This is a genomic window from Amycolatopsis sp. H20-H5 (assembly GCF_035828755.1).
Lineage (GTDB): Bacteria > Actinomycetota > Actinomycetes > Mycobacteriales > Pseudonocardiaceae > Amycolatopsis.
The window spans coordinates 1-18,446 of record NZ_JAYMZS010000028.1; the positions used below are offsets into that span (position 1 = coordinate 1).

General features: G+C 69.4%; 18 protein-coding genes. 7 read left to right on the plus strand and 11 right to left on the minus strand.

The window, feature by feature from the left end; translation table 11 throughout:
- The 3 genes from QMK34_RS17635 to QMK34_RS17645 form a co-directional block, all read right to left on the minus strand.
- Positions 1-208 (minus strand): transposase (locus tag QMK34_RS17635; RefSeq protein ID WP_326415118.1); only part of this gene is annotated, 208 nt, incomplete at its 3' end.
- A gap of 478 nt (positions 209-686) precedes the next feature.
- Positions 687-917, minus strand: coding sequence for a hypothetical protein (locus tag QMK34_RS17640; RefSeq protein WP_326415119.1), 231 nt, complete (start codon positions 915-917; stop codon positions 687-689).
- A 41-nt stretch (positions 918-958) separates the two neighbouring features.
- On the minus strand, positions 959-2,230 hold the full coding sequence (locus QMK34_RS17645; protein WP_326415120.1) for an MFS transporter: 1,272 nt from the start codon (positions 2,228-2,230) through the stop codon (positions 959-961).
- Positions 2,231-2,322: 92 nt separating this feature from the next.
- On the opposite strand from QMK34_RS17645, the gene QMK34_RS17650 reads away from it, so the two are divergent.
- Positions 2,323-3,327, plus strand: coding sequence for a DUF5937 family protein (locus tag QMK34_RS17650; protein ID WP_326415121.1), 1,005 nt, complete (start codon positions 2,323-2,325; stop codon positions 3,325-3,327).
- Between the two features lie 9 nt (positions 3,328-3,336).
- Here the strand turns inward: QMK34_RS17650 and QMK34_RS17655 are convergent, their stop codons facing one another.
- Both QMK34_RS17655 and QMK34_RS17660 read right to left on the minus strand, forming a co-directional pair.
- Positions 3,337-4,152: a GAF and ANTAR domain-containing protein gene (locus QMK34_RS17655; RefSeq protein WP_326415122.1), complete on the minus strand. Its 816-nt coding sequence runs from the start codon at positions 4,150-4,152 to the stop codon at positions 3,337-3,339.
- Between the two features lie 153 nt (positions 4,153-4,305).
- The gene (locus QMK34_RS17660; protein ID WP_326415123.1) at positions 4,306-4,461 is read right to left on the minus strand and encodes a DUF6131 family protein; all 156 of its coding nucleotides are present in this window, start codon (positions 4,459-4,461) and stop codon (positions 4,306-4,308) included.
- Positions 4,462-4,760: 299 nt separating this feature from the next.
- On the opposite strand from QMK34_RS17660, the gene QMK34_RS17665 reads away from it, so the two are divergent.
- Positions 4,761-5,921 carry a thioester domain-containing protein gene (locus tag QMK34_RS17665; protein WP_326415124.1) on the plus strand — a complete coding sequence of 387 codons (1,161 nt, stop codon included), beginning with the start codon at positions 4,761-4,763 and terminating at the stop codon, positions 5,919-5,921.
- A gap of 66 nt (positions 5,922-5,987) precedes the next feature.
- Here the strand turns inward: QMK34_RS17665 and QMK34_RS17670 are convergent, their stop codons facing one another.
- From QMK34_RS17670 to QMK34_RS17685, 4 genes are all read right to left on the minus strand, one after another.
- Complete coding sequence (locus QMK34_RS17670) at positions 5,988-6,461, minus strand: DoxX family protein (protein WP_326415125.1); 474 nt, start codon at positions 6,459-6,461, stop codon at positions 5,988-5,990.
- Between the two features lie 161 nt (positions 6,462-6,622).
- Positions 6,623-7,282 (minus strand): DUF899 domain-containing protein, encoded by a 660-nt coding sequence (locus QMK34_RS17675; RefSeq protein WP_326415126.1) that lies wholly within the window; start codon positions 7,280-7,282, stop codon positions 6,623-6,625.
- The gene (locus tag QMK34_RS17680; protein WP_326415128.1) at positions 7,279-7,719 is read right to left on the minus strand and encodes an SRPBCC family protein; all 441 of its coding nucleotides are present in this window, start codon (positions 7,717-7,719) and stop codon (positions 7,279-7,281) included. Before QMK34_RS17680 ends, QMK34_RS17675 begins: the two co-directional genes overlap by 4 nt.
- Positions 7,712-8,050 carry an ArsR/SmtB family transcription factor gene (locus QMK34_RS17685; protein WP_326415129.1) on the minus strand — a complete coding sequence of 113 codons (339 nt, stop codon included), beginning with the start codon at positions 8,048-8,050 and terminating at the stop codon, positions 7,712-7,714. The genes QMK34_RS17680 and QMK34_RS17685 overlap by 8 nt, the downstream gene beginning before the upstream one ends.
- A 144-nt stretch (positions 8,051-8,194) precedes the next feature.
- On the opposite strand from QMK34_RS17685, the gene icmF reads away from it, so the two are divergent.
- Complete coding sequence (gene icmF / locus QMK34_RS17690; RefSeq protein ID WP_326415130.1) at positions 8,195-11,431, plus strand: fused isobutyryl-CoA mutase/GTPase IcmF; 3,237 nt, start codon at positions 8,195-8,197, stop codon at positions 11,429-11,431.
- Positions 11,432-11,500: 69 nt separating this feature from the next.
- Here icmF and QMK34_RS17695 read toward each other — a convergent pair whose 3' ends face one another.
- Entirely contained in the window at positions 11,501-12,229 is a 729-nt protein-coding gene (locus QMK34_RS17695; RefSeq protein ID WP_326415131.1) for a class I SAM-dependent methyltransferase, read from the minus strand.
- Positions 12,230-12,339: 110 nt separating this feature from the next.
- Between QMK34_RS17695 and QMK34_RS17700 the strand changes: the two genes are divergently transcribed.
- The 3 genes from QMK34_RS17700 to QMK34_RS17710 are packed head-to-tail and all read left to right on the plus strand — an operon-like array spanning position 12,340 to position 15,034.
- Complete coding sequence (locus QMK34_RS17700) at positions 12,340-13,170, plus strand: LLM class F420-dependent oxidoreductase (RefSeq protein ID WP_326415132.1); 831 nt, start codon at positions 12,340-12,342, stop codon at positions 13,168-13,170.
- Between the two features lie 19 nt (positions 13,171-13,189).
- Entirely contained in the window at positions 13,190-14,020 is an 831-nt protein-coding gene (locus tag QMK34_RS17705) for an LLM class F420-dependent oxidoreductase (protein WP_326415133.1), read from the plus strand.
- A 21-nt stretch (positions 14,021-14,041) separates the two neighbouring features.
- On the plus strand, positions 14,042-15,034 hold the full coding sequence (locus QMK34_RS17710) for a TIGR03557 family F420-dependent LLM class oxidoreductase (RefSeq protein ID WP_326415134.1): 993 nt from the start codon (positions 14,042-14,044) through the stop codon (positions 15,032-15,034).
- Positions 15,035-15,585: 551 nt separating this feature from the next.
- On the opposite strand, the gene kstR is transcribed toward QMK34_RS17710, so the two are convergent.
- Positions 15,586-16,227, minus strand: a complete 642-nt coding sequence (gene kstR / locus QMK34_RS17715) for a cholesterol catabolism transcriptional regulator KstR (RefSeq protein ID WP_326415135.1) — start codon at positions 16,225-16,227, stop codon at positions 15,586-15,588.
- A 162-nt stretch (positions 16,228-16,389) separates the two neighbouring features.
- On the opposite strand from kstR, the gene QMK34_RS17720 reads away from it, so the two are divergent.
- Entirely contained in the window at positions 16,390-18,441 is a 2,052-nt protein-coding gene (locus tag QMK34_RS17720) for an acyl-CoA dehydrogenase (protein ID WP_326415136.1), read from the plus strand.
- Positions 18,442-18,446: the final 5 nt, after the last annotated feature.

The window sequence follows — 18,446 nt, forward strand, 5'->3', positions numbered from 1 at the left end:
ACCGATGATGCCGTTTCCACACCGTCTGCCACGGCCCGAAATCGGTGGGCAGGTCCCGCCACGGACAGCCCGAGCGGAACCGCCACCCGATTCCCTCCAGCATCAACCGATGATCACCGAACCTGTTGCCCCGCTTGCCCTCATCCGAGGGCATCACCGATTCGACAGCCACCCAGAACTCATCAGAAATCACACCCACCCGCGTCACCAACCGATCCTCGCTGATCAGGACGCAGATATTTGGGAGACACGGCCCTAGTCGGCAGGCCCCCAGTCGAGGGCAACCAGCTGTGGTCAGCGCCGCCACCAAGGCAGGCCAGGCGATCACCCAGCCGCCAAGGGCCTGGGCCGCACCATCCACACCGTGTCCGGGGCACCGCGCGCGGCACTTCCGGATCAGCATCGCGCAGGGAGCGGCCCTTTCGCCACGTGCCAGCCGAACCAGCGGACGCCGTTGTTGTCGTTGCACCACCACTTTGCCTGCGAGTTGCCGTTGCCGGGTTGTACTTTCGCCGAGTACCAGCAGTTGCCATCGGAGGCGAACTGGATTCCACCGCGGCCCCATCCGTCGTCCGGCACGGACCAAGGCTCGTAATCGCTGGAGCCGTAAGGTCTGATCGCCGCGCCGCCCATTTCAAGAATCTCCCCGAACTGTGCGACTTTCGCCAGCAGGTAGCGGCGCAGTGCTAGTCGGCAGGTCCGCGCAAGGTCAGCACGACCCGCAGGACGTGTTCGACCGCGGAAGGGAACAGTGCCCCGCGCAACTCGCCGCGGGTCGCGAGGTTCCGCGACGCGAACTCCAGCATCTGCTCGGGTCCCGCGCGCCGGACGACGAGCGCCGCGATCTCCTCCAGGTCGAGACCCGGATTGTCCAGCCGTGTCAGCGCGAACTCGACCAGGAGCTCTTCGTCCGTCATGGTCCCTCCCTGGCTACTCCGTCGAGAATAGGCGGCGTGGTTCACGGACGCCGCCGGGATCCCCGCCGTTCGCGACCCGGCCTGTCACCGTGCCCAGTGGGCGAGCTGCTCCCGAGGCGAAGGCGCTTCGTGTGACGGCGAAGCACGGGCACGAGGACGAGCGTCCCGGAACCGGCGAGGACGAAGGCCGCGCGGGCACCCGCCAGGTCGACCAGCAGACCACCGGCCGTGTAAGCGAAGGCGGCTCCCAGCTGGGCGGCGGTCCCGATGGTGCCGAACACCCGGCCCAGAAACGCCCGGGGCACCAGGCACTGCACGAGGGTGTCGTAGCCGATGTTCTCCCCGGCGTTGCCCGCTCCGGCGAGCAGCTGTGCCGCGACGACGACGGCCAGCACCGGGGCCAGACCCGTGAGCGCGGTGCCCGCGCCGGTGGCGGCGGTCGAGACGAGCAGCAGCGCCGCCGGTGAGCGGCCGCGGGCCAGCCGCGTGCACGCTGCCGCTGTCACCAGCATCCCGGCGCCGAACGCGCCGGTCGCGAGGCCGTAGCCCGCCGGTCCGGTGGCGAGCTGGTCGCCGGTGAGGAAAACGAGCGCGACGTTGTCCACCCCGGCGAAGGCGACGATGAGGAACAGGGTGAGGACCAGGACCCGGACCTGCCGGTGCGCCCCGACGTAGCGCAGGCCCGCCGCGGCTTCGGCCCACACCCCGGTGACCGCCTCGGGATCGCGGGCGGGCGCGAGGGCGGGAAGCCGGGCGAGCAACAGCGCCGAGACGACGAAGGTCGCGGCGTCGACCGCCAGCGCCGTGTGGACCCCGCCGGGCCCGGCCGCCAGCAGGCCGCCGAGCCCCGGGCCGACGGCGAGTTGCAGGGTCCGGGCGAGCCCGAACAGCGCGTTGGCCGGGGCGCGGTCGGCCGGGCCGACCAGGACCGGCACCAGTCCGCGCCCGGCCGGGTTCCGGATGGTGGCCAGGGCACCGGCCGCCGCCACGAACGCGACCAGCACCGGCAGTGGCGGCAGGGTGGCCGCGATCAGGCCCGCGACCAGCGCCGAGGCCAGCTCGCAGCGCATCATCAGCGTGCGCGTCACGACCCGGTCGGCGAGCGCCCCGGCCAGCGGCCCGCCGAGGCGAGGTAGCGCGTTCGCGAGGAGCAGCAGGCCCACCCCGGCGGGCCCGTCCTGGTCGGCGGCGAGCAGTACGAGCACCGTGGCGGTGATCCCGTCGCCGGTGAACGACACCGCGCGTGACGCGCACAACGCCCGGAAAGCCGGGTTCCCGCGTAGAAGACGGGCGCGGGCAGCGGGTTCGGCCATGACCGCCAGGCTGCGGCCGTCAGCACCCGGCAGCCAGGATTCGGCGTACACCGAATCCTGCGGTGGCGTCCGGGGCTGTCATCCTGGGCGGTGTGACGCTGGTGTTGAGGTTCGGGCCGGGTGACGCGGCGCGGTGCCGGTTCGCGGTGTCACCGCTGCAGGAGACGATGTCGGCACTGCTGGTGCTGACCGAACCGGGCCGCCACTGCTGGTACCTGCCGTGGCTGCGCGAGGTCGAGCACGTCGTCGCCGGGCTCGACCTGGACCTGCTGCGCGCCGCCGCGCCGGTGCGCGGGCATGGGCCGGATTTCCTGTGGCCGAGCCCGACCGGCCCCCTCACCACGATCGAGGACGACCTCGCCAGGGTGCGGGCCACCGAGCCGGGCGTAGTCGCCGCGGAGCTCGCCGATCAGGTCCGCCGCCTCGATCGGCGCACCCTGCCCGCGAAGCTGTATCGCGTCCTGACCGGCGACCCCGCCGAGGCCCGGGACGAGGTGGTCGCGCAGCAGCGGCTGGTGTGGCAGACCCTGATCGCACCCCGGTGGGACCGGATACGCGGCCTGCTCGACGCGGACATCATCACGCGCGCCCGGCAGCTGGCCGACGGTGGTTTGGAGGGGCTGTTCGCGAACCTGCACCCGCGGGCGGTGTGGGAGAACGGATCGCTGCACCTGACCGGCCTTCGCAGCGGGACGGTCGACCTGCGTGGCCGCGGCCTGGTTCTCGTCCCGACCGCGTTCGGCTGGCCCAACCTGGGAATCGGCCCCACCGAGGACACCGAGGACACCGCCGCCACGGCCCCGGCCCTCGTCTACCCGATGCTCGGCGCGGGGCGGCTCTGGGAGCCGTCCTCGCGGCCGACGGCGATGGCGCGGCTCCTGGGCACCGGACGAGCGGCCGTGCTGGCCGAAACCCTGGTCCCCAGCACGACCGGTGGCCTGGCCCAGCGGGTGAACCTGGTTCCCGCGACCGTCTCGCAGCACCTCGCGGTTCTCCGCGATGCAGGCCTCGTCACCGCCGAGCGTCGCGGCCGCGAAGTGTTCTACCGGCAGACCCCGCTCGCGGCGCTCCTGCACTCGGGCCCCGGGCGCGAATAGCCCGCCAGATCAGCCTGATGGCTTGCTGGGCGTCCGGTCCAGTTCGGCGTGGCGGATGGTGAGTGTCTTCGCGAGGTCCGCCAGTTTGACGTTGAGGTCCTGTGAGGTGCGGCGCAGGACATCGAACGCCTCGTCGGCGGTGATCTTCCGGCGGTTCATCAGGATGCCCTTGGCCTGCCCGATGACGTCGCGGGTGTCGATCGCCTGCCGGAGCTGGACCTGCCGCAGCGCCGCGGTGGTGACGGCCTGGGTGGAGGCGAGCGCGAGGGAGGCGAGGGTGCTCAGCAGGAGCGCGAGGTCCTGATCCTGATCACCGAAGCCTTGTTCCCGGCGGGAGTAGAGGTTGAGCGCGCCGGAGAGCTGGGGTGGCCGCGAGTCGGGCAGCAGCGTGGTGGCCAGCAGCGATCCGTAGCCATGTGCGGCGGCCGCCGGGCCGAAGGTGGGCCAGGTCGCGGTGGTGGCGAGGTTGTCGCAGCGGGCGTGGCCAGGGCCGGACATGCGCGCGGCGTCCAGGCAGGGGCCTTCGAGGGCGGCGTACTGCAGCTGGTCGATCTCCGAGGCCTCGGGCGCGGTTTCGGCCGGGGTGTAGAACGTGCCATCGGGGCCGCGCAGGGTGACGCTGACCAGGTCCGCGCCCGGCACGATCAGCTCGGCCGCGGCGACGACGCGGTTCAGCATCCCGGCGACCGAGCTCGCGTCGAGCAGGGTGCGTGTCAGCTGGGCGAAGTGCCACGCCAGCGGGCCATTCGAGCTTCCGTGACCACCGGCGGCGAAGGCTGCCCTGTCGGCTTCCCAGCCCTCTTCGTGGGCTTCCTGGGTGGACACGGATCCCCTCCTCGTCGGCTGCCGGTGGTGGCTCACGTCATCCAACCACGGGCGGCCCTTCCCGCGGGGACGCCGCGAGAGCGCTGAAAGCCGCAAAAAAGCGGTGGTGGCCGGAACCCCGAGGGTCCGACCACCACCGCCGCGGATTTGCGCTCAGAACCAGTGGGCCCGGCCGCCGACCTTCCGGCCGCTCCGCCCGACCAGGGCGAGGACGGCGCCGATCACGATCAGCACGATGCCGATGGTCCAGAGGATGGAGATCTTCGCGAGGAAGCCGACAAGGAGCAGGATGACGCCGAGCACGATCACAGGTGAACTCTTTCTCGAGGCGAACCGGTGGGGAGGGGTTCGCTGCTGGTGGGGACTGGCGAGTCAAGGGGTACCCACGCGGGGACGGTTCAAACCTGTCGCCTCATGCCGTCTTCCACCGAGAGGGTGAACCGACGCAAAGGGGGACACCCAAAATGACCCTGTGTGTGGCGTGTGTATGCTCCGGTGTCGCTGGAACAGGTGATCATTCACCTACAAGCGGTAGCCGGTTGTGGTCGGGGAATTGGTCATCCCACACGGCTTGTCGTCTTCGTGGTCTGGGCTCGGATAGGAGACATATGCAGGTCAGGTCAGGTCTGGTGCGAGGCGGGATCGCGGCGCTCGCCGCGGCCGCCGCGATGATGGTGGCCGCCCCGGTCGCCGGTGCTGATGACGGCGCCGCGCGGGGCAGGGTCATCGACAGCGCCGGCGCCGACGGGTTCAGCGTCAACTTCGACGGCGGAACGCATTTCGTCGCCAAGTTGTTCGGGCTGAAGCTTTCCGACGGCAGCATGCTCAAGGTGTACTGCGTGCAGATTGACGTCGGGTTGCGCACCGACCAGGACATGATCGAGCGTCCGTGGGCCAAGTACCCCGAGGCGTCCTCGCCGTTCAACAAGAACCGCGACAAGATCAACTGGGTGCTGCACAACGGCTACCCGGGCAACGAGCTGACGGCGCTGGGGAAGACGCTCGCCAAGAAGGGCGCGACGCTCCACGACGGGGTGTCGAAGGAGGAGGCCATCACCGCGACGCAGGCGGCGGTGTGGCACTTCAGCGACGGCAAGAACGTCGACCGCGCGAAGCCGCTGCCGTACGAGGACGCGGACGCGTCGGCCGATGTGCTCGCGATGTACGACTACCTGGTCGGCAGCGACAACGCCGGCATCGGCCAGCAGCCCAAGCCGACGCTGAACATCAGCCCGGCCAAGGCGGACGGCGCGGCGGGCAGCCGGATCGGCCCGTTCAGCGTGGCCACCACCGGTGACATCGCCAACCTCACCAGCGAGCTGCCCGAGGGCGTCCGGCTCACCGACGCCGAGGGCAAGACGCTCAAGGCCGGTGACATCAAGGACGGCACCAAGCTCTACGTCGACGTCCCGAAGGACGCCAAGCAGGGCACCGGCGGCTTCGTGCTGAAGGCGATCGGGCACCTGGACACCGGGCGCCTGTTCGTCGGCGAGAACTACGACAAGGTCCCGGCGCAGTCCTTGATCGTCGCCGAGTCGGAGAAGACGCAGGTGAGCGCCAACGCCGCCGCGAGCTGGACCCCGGCGGCCGTCACGCCGTCGACCAGCGCGACCGCGCCGCCGACGACCCCGGCCGGCGCCCCGTCGGGCGAGGGCCTGGCGAACACGGGTGTCTCCGCCGCGGTTCCGCTCAGCCTCGGCGTCCTGCTGCTCGGCGCCGGTGGCGTGCTGATGCTGCTGGTCCGCCGTCGCCGGAACAGCGCCAGCTGACAAGCGAATTCGCAGTGACGAGCGGGGCCGGTCCACAAGGGACCGGCCCCGCTTCGTGTTCGCGGCTCAAGCGTTCTGCACTTCCTGGGGCGCGTCGACCTGGACGAGGCCGAGCCCGCCGGGAACCGCGTCGAGCGACTTGGCCTGCCGCGCCGCCCTGACGACGCCGCTCAGCGCGTAGGCGCCGGGGCCGGTGATCGCGATCAGCAGCAGCGCCCAGCAGAACAGCGCGGAGGCTTCGCCGCCGTTCGCGATCGGGAGCAGCGCCTTGGGCTGGTGCACCACGAAGTAGGCGTACGCCATCGAGCCGGAGCCGAGCAGCGCCGCGACGCGGGTGCCGAGGCCGAGGGCGACCAGCGCCCCGCCGGTGAGCTGGATCGCCGCGGCCCACCAGCCGGGCCACGCACCGAAGTCCGGGATCGCCTTGCCCGAAGCGGGGATCGCGAACAGGGTGGAAGCACCGTGCCAGAAGAAGAGAAAGCCGATCACCACGCGGAACGCGGCAATGCCCTGGCTCTCGAAACGGGTGCGCACAGTCATGTCTGGCTCCTCGGCATAAGTTGGTGTGCTCACGAAGGTAGGAGCACGCACCCGGCCGGGAGCCGTGGTTTTCCGCTTGTTGCAACGCGTGCGCGACGTGGTCGGCAAGACGTGGTCGGCAAGAGGTGGTCACCCGAACGGCCGATACGCCGGAAGTCTTGTCAGGACGTGGTTTCGTACTGGTCGTGCGGCCGCCACCAGGAGCTCGGGGCGTCGTCGCGGCCGCGGCCGGACTCCTCCCAGTCCTCCTGCCTGCCCATCGGGGTCAGGTCCAGGTAACGCAGGGTCGTGACCAGCTGGTCGCCGCCGCGGCCGGTGGTGAAGTAGGTGCGGAAGACGCGGTCGCCGTCGCGCAGGAACACGCTGATCCCGAAGCCCGCGCCGACGCCGCAGTCCGCCGTGAAGTCCGTGCCGCCGGAGGAGAACCAGGGGACCGTCCAGCCCATCCGCTCCTTGACCGGCTCGGCCTGGGAGAGCGGGGCGGGGGCGACCACGACGAGGGTCGTGTCGCGGGCGTGCAGGGGCGCGGGGTCGCCCATGGTGTCGACCACGAACGAACAGCCGGGGCACTGGTGATCGGAGCCCGGATGCATCATGAAGTGGTAGACGATCAGCTGCTCGCGACCGTCGAACAGGTCGAGCAGCGACACCTTGCCGTCCGGGCCGTCGAGGAGGTACTCCTTGGCGAACTCGACCATGGGCAGGCGGCGGCGCTGCGCGTTCACCGCGTCCGAGGCCTTGGTCAGTTCCTTCTCTTTGACGAGCAAGGCGTCGCGCGCCGTCTGCCATTCCTCCGGGGAAACGATCTCGGGCAGGGTCATCGTGACTCCTTCAGGTTCGCCGCGAGCTTGCCGAAGGCCGAGTTCCAGCCGTCCACGTGGCAGTCGCGTTGGTGGGTGGAGCTGAATTCGGCCTGGTGGAACGTCATCTCGGTCTTGTCGCCGACCTCGGCCAGCGTGATCGTCACCAGGGTCTGCTCGACGAGTTCGCCGCCGCGGTCCCAGGCGAAGGTGAACACCAGCAGGGACGGCTCGTCGACCTCCCGGTAGGTCCCGCACATCCACTGCTCGCCGCCGTCGTCGGCGAGCAGGCAGGCCCGCCAAGCGCCGCCGGGGGCCAGGTTGACGGTGACCGCCGTCCCGGTGAAGCCCTCGGGTCCCAGCCAGCCGGCGAAGCGTTCGGGGTCGGTCCACGCCCGGAACACCAGCTCCCTCGGCGCGTCGAAGAGCCGGGTGATGGTCAGCTCCCGGTCAGTCATCCCGCTGTCCCCCTTGGATTTCTTTCAGTTGCTCTTCGAGCCGGTCGAAGCTGCCGTCCCAGAACCGCCGGTACCGCGCCACCCAGCCGGAGACGTCCTCGAGCGGGCCGGGCTCCAGCCGGCATGGCCGCCATTGCGCGGTGCGGCCGCGGGAGATCAGCCCGGCGCGCTCCAGCACCTTGAGGTGTTTGGACACCGCCTGGAGGCTGACGGCGAACGGCTCGGCCAGCTCGTTGACCGTCGCCTCCCCGGTGGAGAGCCTGCTGAGGATCGCGCGCCGGGTCGGGTCGGCCAGCGCGGCGAACGTGGCGCTGAGCTGGTCTGCTGGCATTGTGCTCAACCATTCAGTTGATTAAACGTTAGGTTGAATATACTGCTGGCAGGCGTGCTGTCAAGAGGGGAGTGTGACCGACGAGACTCCGTGCGGCGCGGTGCACGGGTTTCCAATAGTAGGAAGTCCTAGTATTTTGGGGTGATGAAGACTGACCTGCACCGACCCGTGAACCCCGTCCGGTTCGTCACGGCGTCCAGTCTGTTCGACGGCCACGACGCCTCCATCAACATCATGCGGCGCATCTTGCAGTCGCAGGGCGCCGAGGTCGTGCACCTCGGGCACAACAGGTCCGTCGACGAGGTCGCCACCGCGGCCATCGCCGAAGACGTCCAGGGTGTCGCGATCAGCGCCTACCAGGGCGGGCACGTCGAGTACTTCAGCTACCTGGTGGAGCTGCTCAACGAGCGCGGTGCGGGCCACATCAAGGTGTTCGGCGGCGGCGGCGGGGTGATCGTGCAGGAGGAGATCGACCTGCTGCACTCGCGCGGCGTCGCGCGGATCTTCTCGCCGGAGGACGGCTACGAGCTGGGCCTGCCGGGCATGATCAACCTGATGATCAGGGCCTGCGACACCGACCTCTCGGCGCAGTCGCCGGACTCGGTCGAACGGCTCCTGTCCGGGGACATCCCGGCGCTCGCGCGGGTCATCACCCAGCTGCAGCGCGAAGCCCTCCCGCGGGACTGGCACGACGCGATCGCCGAAGCCGCCAAGACGCGTGCCGCCCCGGTCCTCGGTATCACTGGAACGGGTGGTTCGGGCAAGTCCTCGCTCACCGACGAGCTCATCCGGCGCTTCCGGCTCGACCAGCAGGACAAGCTCCGGATCGCGGTACTGGCCGTCGACCCGTCACGCCGCAAGGGTGGGGGAGCGCTGCTGGGCGACCGGATCCGGATGAACTGCCTCGACGGCAGCCCGGTCTACTTCCGCTCGATGGCCACCCGGACCGCGAACGGCGAGATCCCGACCGGCCTGTCCGAGTCCATCCTGGCCTGCAAGGCCGCCGGGTTCGACCTGGTGATCGTCGAGACCCCGGGGATCGGCCAGGGCGACGCCGGGATCGTCGACTACGTGGACAAGTCGCTGTACGTGATGACGCCGGAGTTCGGCGCCGCGTCGCAGCTCGAGAAGATCGACATGCTCGACTTCGCCGACGCCGTGGCGATCAACAAGTTCGAGCGCCGAGGCGCCGAGGACGCCCGCCGCGACGTCGCCCGCCAGCTCGTGCGCAACCGCGAGGCGTTCAGCTCGGACCCCGGGGAGATGCCGGTATACGGCACCAGCGCGGCCAAGTTCAACGACGACGGCGTCACCGCGCTTTACCAGTACCTGCGCGACATGCTCGCCGAGAACGGCCTTTCGGTGTCCGCGGGCGTGCTGCCGCACGTCGACGGCAAGGTCTCGACCGACGCTAGCACGGTCATCCCGGCGAGCCGGTCGCGCTACCTCGCCGACATCGCCGACGCGATCCGCGGGTATCACCGCGAGACCGGCAAGCAGGTCGCCGCCGTGCGCCGGCGCGAGCACCTGGCCGCGGCGAAGGAGGAGCTCGCCGCCGTCAACGCGGGAACCGACGCGCTCGACGGGCTGCTCGCCGCCGCGGAGTCCGCTGTGGAGGGTGAGCCGACCGCCCTGCTCGCGCGCTTCCATGAGCTGGCCGAGTCCTACCGCGCCGACGAGCTGGTGGTGAAGATCCGGGACAAGGAGCTGCGCACCCAGCTGTGGCGCGAGACGTTGTCCGGCACCAAGATCCCGCGAGTGGCGCTGCCGCGCCACACCGAGTCCGGTGAGCTGCTCTCCTTCCTTCGCCGCGAACACCTTCCCGGATACTTCCCTTACACCGCCGGGGTTTTCCCGTTCAAGCGGGAGGGTGAGGACCCGGCCCGGATGTTCGCCGGCGAGGGCGACCCGTTCCGCACCAACCGGCGGTTCAAGCTGCTTTCGGCGGATTCCGAGGCCAAGCGCCTGTCGACGGCGTTCGACTCGGTGACCCTCTACGGGCACGACCCGGACACCCGCCCCGACATCTACGGCAAGGTCGGCACCTCGGGGGTGTCCATCGCTTCGCTGGAGGACATGAAGGTCCTCTACGACGGCTTCGACCTGACCTCGCCCTCGACCTCGGTGTCGATGACGATCAACGGCCCCGCGCCGACGATCCTCGCCTACTTCCTGAACACCGCGATCGACCAGCGCGTCGAGGCGTTCAAGGCCGAGCACGACCGCGAGCCGACCGGCGAAGAGGCCGCCGGGCTGCGCGAGTGGGCGCTGGCCAACGTCCGCGGCACCGTGCAGGCGGACATCCTCAAGGAGGACCAGGGGCAGAATACCTGCATCTTCTCCACGGAGTTCAGCCTGCGGATGATGGCGGACGTCCAGGAGTGGTTCATCCAGAACGCCGTCCGCAACTTCTACTCGGTGTCGATTTCCGGCTACCACATCGCCGAGGCCGGGGCGAACCCCATCTCGCAGCTGGCGTTCACGCTGTCCAACGGGTTCACCTACGTCGAGTCCTATCTCGCGCGGGGCATGGACATCAACGACTTCGCGCCGAACCTGTCGTTCTTCTTCTCCAATGGGATGGACGCCGAGTACTCGGTGCTGGGCCGGGTGGCGCGGCGGATCTGGGCGGTCGCGATGCGCGATCGCTACGGCGCCAACGAGCGCTCGCAGAAGCTCAAGTACCACGTGCAGACCTCCGGCCGTTCACTGCACGCGCAGGAGATGAGCTTCAACGACATCCGCACCACGCTGCAGGCGCTGTGCGCGCTGTACGACAACGCGAACTCGTTGCACACCAACGCTTTCGACGAGGCCGTCACCACGCCGAGCGTCAGTTCGGTGCGCCGCGCGATGGCCATCCAGATGATCATCAACAAGGAATGGGGCCTGTCGAAGAACGAGAACCCCCTGCAGGGCTCGTTCATCATCGACGAGCTCACCGAGCTGGTGGAGGAGGCCGTGCTCACCGAGTTCGACCGCATCTCCGAGCGCGGCGGCGTACTGGGCGCGATGGAGACCGGCTACCAGCGCGGCAAGATCCAGGACGAGTCGATCCGCTACGAGCGCATGAAACACGACGGCAGCCTGCCGATCATCGGCGTGAACACCTTCCGCAACCCGAACGCGGGCGACGACGAGCACGAGGTCGAGCTCGCCCGCGCGACCGAGGACGAGAAGAAGTCGCAGCTGGCGCGCCTCGACGAGTTCCAGCAGCGCCACCACACCGACGCGCAGCAGGCGCTGAAGTCGCTGCGCGAGGCCGCGACCAGGGGCGGTAACCTGTTCGGCGAACTGATGGACGCCGCCCGCGTGTGCACGCTCGGGCAGATCACCGAGGCCTTCTTCGAGGTGGGCGGCCAGTACCGCCGCAACGTCTAGAGAGTGTCATGAAAGGGTCTTTCAGGGCAATTTTTGCCCTGAAAGACCCTTTCATGACACCCGCGCGAGCTACGAGCGTCGCGCGGTGAGCTTCCATATCGGGAGCTTCAGGTGGCCGTCGGGGTCGAGGGGCAGGGTGTCGAGGGACGCGAGGTCCGGGGTGGGCACCTCGTGGTCCGGCATCATCAGGTGGAAGTACTCGAAGAAGCCCGCCGGGGTCATCGACGTGAGGTAGTCGGCCTTGGTGAGCCCGGTGATCGTCCAGCCGGTGCCGACGGTTTCCCGCAGGTTCCGCTCGCTGATCCGGAACGGGCCGGGGAGACTCTCCGGCAGGTCATCCGCGAAGCAGAATATGTGCAAGGTGGCGCCGGGTTTGGTGGCGCGCAGGAGCGCGGCGATGTAGTCGTGCCGCGCTTCCTCGGTGAGGCAGTGGTAGAGCGCGCTGTCGACGACCGTGTCGAAGCGGCCATCGAGGCCTTCCAGCTTGGTCGCGTCGGCTTGGATGAACTCGACCTCGACGCCTTGCGCGGCGGCTCGTTCGCGGGCTGTGCGCAGGGCGCTTTCCGCACCGTCCGCGCCGGTCACCCGGTAGCCGTGTGATGCGAGGTAACTGGCGTTGTTGCCCAGTCCGCAGCCGATGTCGAGCACCTCGCCGCGGATCTCGCCGGCTTCCTCGACCGCCACCAGCACCGGCTGGGGCCTGCCGATGTCCCACGGCATGGGGATGTCCTGAGTGGAACCGCCCTGGTAGACGGCCTCGAAGTCGACGTCTTCGATGGCTGTGCCCGGCTCGGTCACGTGATCCTCCGATGGTGTATTCAACGGTTGATGAGTTTCATGGTCCACCTCGTGGGTCGAAACTGTCAACCTCGGGAATACGGGGGAACCGGCGTGGGTAGTTGATGGACATGAAGTTCGGTATCGCGACGTTCGTGACTGACGAAGGCATCCGCCCGGACGTGCTGGGCAAGGCACTGGAGGAGCGCAGGTTCGACTCGCTGTTCCTCGCGGAGCACTCGCACATCCCGGTGAGCAGGCAGAGCCCCTATCCCGGCGGCGGGCCGCTGCCGTCCAAGTACCAGCGCACGCTGGACCCGTTCGTGGCGCTGACCGCGGCCGCGATGACCACCGAGCGCCTGCTGCTCGGCACCGGGATCGCGCTGCTGATCCAGCGCGACCTGATCCACACCGCCAAGGAGGTCGCCAGCCTCGACCTGCTTTCAGGCGGGCGCGTGGCCTTCGGCGTCGGGGTCGGCTGGAACCGCGAAGAGATGGCCAACCACGGCACCGATCCCCGTACCCGCGGCGCGCTGATCAACGAGCAGCTGGCCGCGCTGAAGGAGATCTGGACCACCGACGAGGCCCAGTTCCACGGCGAGCACGTGGACTTCGACCCGATCTTCGCCTGGCCCAAGCCCGTCCAGAAGCCGCATCCGCCGATCTTCATCGGCGGCGAAAGCCCCGCCGCGCTGGAGCGACTGCTCACCTACGGCGATGCGTGGCTCCCTCGGGGTAGCTCGACCGAGGCAGAGCTCCGCCAGGTCCGAGAATGGCTCACCGAGCGTGGCCGGGGCGACGTCCCGTTCACCGTTTTCGGTGGCTCGGAGAAGCCGGAGATCCTCGACGGGTTCGCGAGCGCCGGAGTGGAGCGGGTGACGCTCCTGCTGGAGACGGCTCCGGAGGCCGAGTCGCTGCGGGAGCTCGACCGGCTTGCCGCGATCGCGGCACGGCACGGCTGATCCGTGGTTCGATGATCTCATGAAGTTCGGGATCGGCACTTTCGTCACGGATCAGGGCAGCCGCCCCGATGTGCTGGGCAAGGCGCTCGAGGAGCGGGGTTTCGACTCGCTCTTCGTCGCCGAGCACTCGCACATCCCCGCGAGCCGGGAGAGCCAGCACCCCGCCGGTATCGAGCTGCCCGAGGTCTACTACCGCACCTATGACCCGTTCGTGGCACTGACCGCGGCCGCGGTGGTCACCACCAAACTGCTGCTGGGCACCGGCGTCGCGTTGCTCGCGCAGCGGGACGTGATCTACACGGCCAAGGAGGTCGCGAGCCTCGACCACCTCTCCGGCGGCCGGGTCCTGTTCGGGGTCGGCGTCGGCTGGAACCGCGAGGAGATGGCCGACCACGGCACCGATCCGCGCACCCGCGGCAAGCGGCTCGACGAGCAGCTCATCGCGATCAAACGGATCTGGACCGAGGACGAGGCCACCTTCCACGGGGACTTCGTGAACTTCGACAGGCTCAAGGCGTGGCCGAAACCGGTGGCCGCGCCGCACCCGCCGATCTACGTCGGCGGCAACAGCCCGGCCGCGCTCGCCAGGCTGGCCGCGCACGGCGACGTCTGGACACCCACCGCCGAACCCGGGGTCGCGGGGTTCGCGTCCTTGATGGCACTGCGCGAAGAGCACGCGCCGGGCGTGCCGGTGTCGATGTTCGCGGTGAGCACAAAGAACGAAGAGCTGCTCGAGGCCTACGCGGCAGCGGGCGTGCAGCGGTGCACGTTCCACCTCGCCACCAGGCCGGAAGCCGAAACACTGGGCAAACTGGACGAACTCGTGAAGTTCGTCGAGCGGTATCGCTGATCAGAAGGGTTGGACAAACGCGTGAGTGACGTTCAAATCGGTCTTGCCGCGGCGCTGGAGCAGTTCTCGCCACGGGAGTCGATCCGGCTGGCGGCGCTGGCCGAGCAGCACGGGTTCTCCGGCCAGCTGGCCGCGGACCATTTCCAGCCGTGGGTTCCCCAGCAGGGTGAGGCCTCGTTCGTGTGGAGTGTGCTGGCTTCGCTGGCCGAGAACACGACCGGTGACATCGGGCCTGGCGTGACGTGTCCGTCGTTCCGGTTGCACCCGGCGATGGTGGCGCAGGCCGCGGCGACGCTGGAGGCGACGTATCCGGGGCGGACGTGGCTGGGGATCGGGTCGGGTGAGGCGCTCAACGAGCACGTCATCGCCGGGTACTGGCCGGAGGCGCCGGAGCGGGTGCGGCGCATGTTCGAGGCGTTGGAGATCATCCGGAAGTTGTTCACCGGTAAGGATGTCAAGCATTCCGGTGAGTTCTTCAAGCTGCACACTTCGCGGTTGTGGACGTTGCCGGACGGTCCGCCGCCGCCGGTGTACATCGCGGCTGCCGGGCCGTATACGTCGCGGAAGACCGGTGAGCTGGCGGACGGGTTGATCACGCCCGGTGCGTCGTTGGAGAAGCTTCAGGGGATCTTGGACAACTTCGGGCAGGGCGCGAAGAAGGCCGGGAAGAACCCCGATGAAATGGCGAAGCTGCTGCAGGTGCATTTGTCCTGGGCCGAGGATGACGAGACGGCCTGGGCCAACGCGATGGACCAATGGCCGAATGGGGGGATGAAGTTCCCCAAGGCCGACGTGCGGTCGCCGTTCGACTTCGCGCAGATGGCCAAGCTGGTCAGGCGTGAGGACTTCGAGGGGCGGATGGTGGTGTCGTCTGATCCGGACGTGCACCGGGCCGCGCTGCAGAAGTATGTGGATGCTGGGTTCAGTCGGATCTATGTGCATAACGTTGGGCGGAACCAAGACGCCTTTATCGAGACCTTTGGGCGGGATGTTTTGCCGAAGCTGACTGCTTAGTTTTTGGTTTAGTCCTGAGGTGCGGCTAGAAGCCTGTGTTTTTTGGCCAGCGCGCTCACAAACTCGCGCCGCCAGGTCGCCCCTGGCACCGTGCGTAAGTGCGGGTTTTGTTTGTAGGGGGGCGACCTGCCGTCGCGAGTTGGGAGGCCCTGGCGGGCCTGAAAGAGGGCGCGCGGCGGTGAAGTCTCCACTCGCAGGGCTCGCGGAGACGCTGTGGTCCCGGATAGCGGTGGCCGGGTTTTGGTGGTGTGTGTCGGGGGCGAGTCTTGGTGGCCGGTGAGTGGCGTGGCTGGGTGTGGGTGGTTCGGCGCGCTGTGAAGTCTTGGGGTCTGAGGCCGGGCGTGGCTGAGTCTTGGTGGCCGGTGAGTGGCGTGGCTGGGTGTGGGTGGTTCGGCGCGCTGTGAAGTCTTGGGGTCTGAGGCCGGGCGTGGCTGAGTCTTGGAGGCCGAGGCTAGGCGGGGCTGGGTCTTGGTGGTTTCGTACGTCGTGAAGTCTTGGGGGTGGTGACGGGCGGGGCTGGGTCTTGGTGGTCTGGGCGCCGTGACGTTTGGTTATTTGTCCAGGAGGAGGTGGACTGCTAGGTCTAGGCGGTTGGCTACGTCGGCTGCTGAGGCTCGGCGGGTTACCCAAGCTACTAGGTTGGCCATCCAGACGTCCGCTATCACGTGGAAGACGTCGCGGTCCGCTTTGGTGGGCTCGGGTATGCCCATCGCCTTGGCGAACATGTTCTCCATCAGGCGGCCCACCTGCTCGACCTCCGCGGCTGCCGTGGTGTCCGCGAACATGAACGCGCGGACCATCGCCTCCGTCAGGTGGGGGTCTCGCTGCATGAGGCGCGTGTTGCGGCCCAGCACGAACATGAGGCGCTCGCCAGGGGTGTCGCCGGGGATGGTCACGCGATCCAGTTTTTCCTGCGCCCGCTCGAACTCGCGTGCCAGGCCCGAGACCAGCAGGTGGATTTTCGAGGGGAAATAGCGGTAGAGGGTACCCAGGGCCACATCCGCTTTCTCCGCCACCGCGCGCATCTGGACGGCGTCGTAACCGCCCTTCGCCGCCAGGACCAGGGTCGCGTCGATGATGCGGCGGCGGCGGTCACGCTGCGCGGCCGAGCCGAGCTCGTCGGCGCCGAGCGCCGCGAGTGCGTTCGCGCCGCGTGTCCTGGGCGTCGCGGGCGCCTTGGCCTTGCCTGGCATCGGGTGCTCCCCCGTCTCTTTCCCGGGTCGATCTTGGGAACTTGTTCCAGTTTTGCTCTGTAGCGTACCTAACTTGGTCAACTGTTCAAGTTGGGGTTCACTAGCCAGAAAACTGGAACACGTTCTACACTCGTCGGTAAGCTTCGGGCGAGGAGGTTCGTGGTGCCGATCGCGATCACCGAGGAGCAGCGCGCGCTGGCGGGCTCCGTCCGGGACTGGGCCCGCTCGGCCCGGCCGGTGGACACCGTCCGCGCGCAGGAGACCGGTGGCGACGCCACTGCCCTGCCCGCTGGGCTGGCCGCGCTGGGACTGTTCGGCGTCGCCGTGCCCGAGAGGTTCGGCGGTGCTGGTGGGGACGTCGTGGACCTCGCCTCCGGGCTCGCCGAGGCCGCCGCGGCGCTCGCCCCGGGTCCGGTGCTGGGCACGCTCCTCGGCGGGCTGCTCCTGTCGTCCGTCGCGGACTCCGCCGTGGTCAAGGAGCTCTTGCCCGCCGTTGCCGAGGGGACCGAGAGGCTGGCGGTCGCGCTCGGCGAGGACGGTCCCGTGCTCGACGCGCACCCGGCCGCCTGGCTGCTCGTCCCGCGCGGGGACGGCCATCTCCTGCTGCCGCCCGGCGCGTCGAGCGTGTCCGTGGAACCGGTGCGGCCCTTCGATTTCTCCCGTCCGATCGCCCGGGTCCGCCTGCTCGACGCGGACGCGGGCACCCCACTCGCCGGGCTGGCGCCGGTCGCCGAACTGGCCGCGACGCTCGCCGCGGCGGAGGCCGCCGGAGTCGCCGGCTGGTGCCTGCGGACCGCGGTGGAGTACGCCAGGGTGCGCGAGCAGTTCGGCCACCCGATCGGGTCTTTTCAAGCGGTGAAGCACCTGTGTGCCGAGATGCTCTGCCGAGCCGAAGCCGCCGCGGCGCTCGGCTGGGACGCGGCCAGGGCCGTGGGCGAGCCCGGGCATTCGCTGGCCGCCGCGACCGCCGCGGCCGTCGCGCTCGACGCTGCTGTGGACAACGCCAAGGACTGCGTGCAGATCCTCGGTGGCCTCGGTTTCACCTGGGAGCACGACGCCCACCTGTACCTTCGCCGCGCCGTCGCGCTGCGTCAGTGGCTCGGCGGCTCCGGACGCTGGCGTCGCCGGGCGGCCGAACTCGCGCTGGCCGGGACCCGGCGCACCCTCGCCGTGGACGCCGTCGCCGTCGACGTCGGCGGGCTCGGCGCTGTCGTCGCGGAAATCGCGGCCCTGCCCGAGGACGAACGCCGGGTCAGGCTCGCCGACACCGGCCTGCTCGCCCCGCACTGGCCGCAGCCGTACGGCCTGGGCGCCGCCGCCGGGACCCAGCTGGGCATCGACGCCGCCCTCACCGCGGCGGGCGTCCGGCGGCCGGACCTGGTCATCGGCGCTTGGGCGATCCCGACGATCCTCGAACACGGGTCCGCGGCCCAGCGCGACCGGTTCGCCGGGCCGACGTTGCGCGGCGAGCTCATCTGGTGCCAGCTGTTCAGCGAACCCGAGGCCGGTTCCGACCTCGCGTCCCTGCGGACCGTGGCCTGCCGCGTGGACGGCGGCTGGCGGCTCACCGGGCAGAAGGTCTGGACTTCCCTTGCCAGGGAAGCGGATTGGGGCATCTGCCTGGCCCGCACCAACCCGGCTGTGCCGAAACACCAGGGCATCACGTACTTCCTGGTCGACATGCGCGCGAGCGGGATCGACCCCCGGCCGCTGCGGGAGATCACCGGCGACGCCGTGTTCAACGAGGTGTTCCTCGACGAGGTCTTCGTCCCGGACGACCAGGTCGTCGGCGAGGTCGACGGCGGCTGGCGGCTCGCGCGGACCACGCTGGCCAACGAACGGGTCGCGCTCGGCAGTGGCTCGGCCGTCGGCGAAGGCGTCGAGAACCTCTTGGCGGGCCTGACGGAAGTGCCCGACGTCGAACTCGAGCGGCTCGGCGAGGTGATCGCCCAGGGCAGCGCGTGTTCGGTGCTGGAGCTGCGTGCGACCTTGCGGCGGCTGGCCGGGCAGAGTCCCGGTGCGGAGTCAAGTGTGCGCAAGCTGCTCGGGGTCCGGCACCGCCAAGACGTCGCCGAACTCGCGCTGGAACTCGGCGACACCGGCGCGGCCAGGCACGAGTTCCTCCTGACGCGGTGCCTCAGCATCGCGGGCGGCACCACCCAGGTGCTGCTCACCCTCGCCGCGGAAAGGCTGCTCGACCTGCCGAGGCGATGACCCGG

Coding starts and splice junctions, on each gene's coding strand:
- QMK34_RS17685 (WP_326415129.1), bottom strand. CDS start 8,050: ATGCCAGCAGACCAGCTCAGCGCCACGTTCGCCGCGCTGGCCGACCCG.
- QMK34_RS17705 (WP_326415133.1), top strand. CDS start 13,190: ATGAAGTTCGGGATCGGCACTTTCGTCACGGATCAGGGCAGCCGCCCC.
- QMK34_RS17670 (WP_326415125.1), bottom strand. CDS start 6,461: ATGACTGTGCGCACCCGTTTCGAGAGCCAGGGCATTGCCGCGTTCCGC.
- QMK34_RS17665 (WP_326415124.1), top strand. CDS start 4,761: ATGCAGGTCAGGTCAGGTCTGGTGCGAGGCGGGATCGCGGCGCTCGCC.
- QMK34_RS17640 (WP_326415119.1), bottom strand. CDS start 917: ATGACGGACGAAGAGCTCCTGGTCGAGTTCGCGCTGACACGGCTGGAC.
- icmF (WP_326415130.1), top strand. CDS start 8,195: ATGAAGACTGACCTGCACCGACCCGTGAACCCCGTCCGGTTCGTCACG.
- kstR (WP_326415135.1), bottom strand. CDS start 16,227: ATGCCAGGCAAGGCCAAGGCGCCCGCGACGCCCAGGACACGCGGCGCG.
- QMK34_RS17645 (WP_326415120.1), bottom strand. CDS start 2,230: ATGGCCGAACCCGCTGCCCGCGCCCGTCTTCTACGCGGGAACCCGGCT.
- QMK34_RS17700 (WP_326415132.1), top strand. CDS start 12,340: ATGAAGTTCGGTATCGCGACGTTCGTGACTGACGAAGGCATCCGCCCG.
- QMK34_RS17680 (WP_326415128.1), bottom strand. CDS start 7,719: ATGACTGACCGGGAGCTGACCATCACCCGGCTCTTCGACGCGCCGAGG.
- QMK34_RS17675 (WP_326415126.1), bottom strand. CDS start 7,282: ATGACCCTGCCCGAGATCGTTTCCCCGGAGGAATGGCAGACGGCGCGC.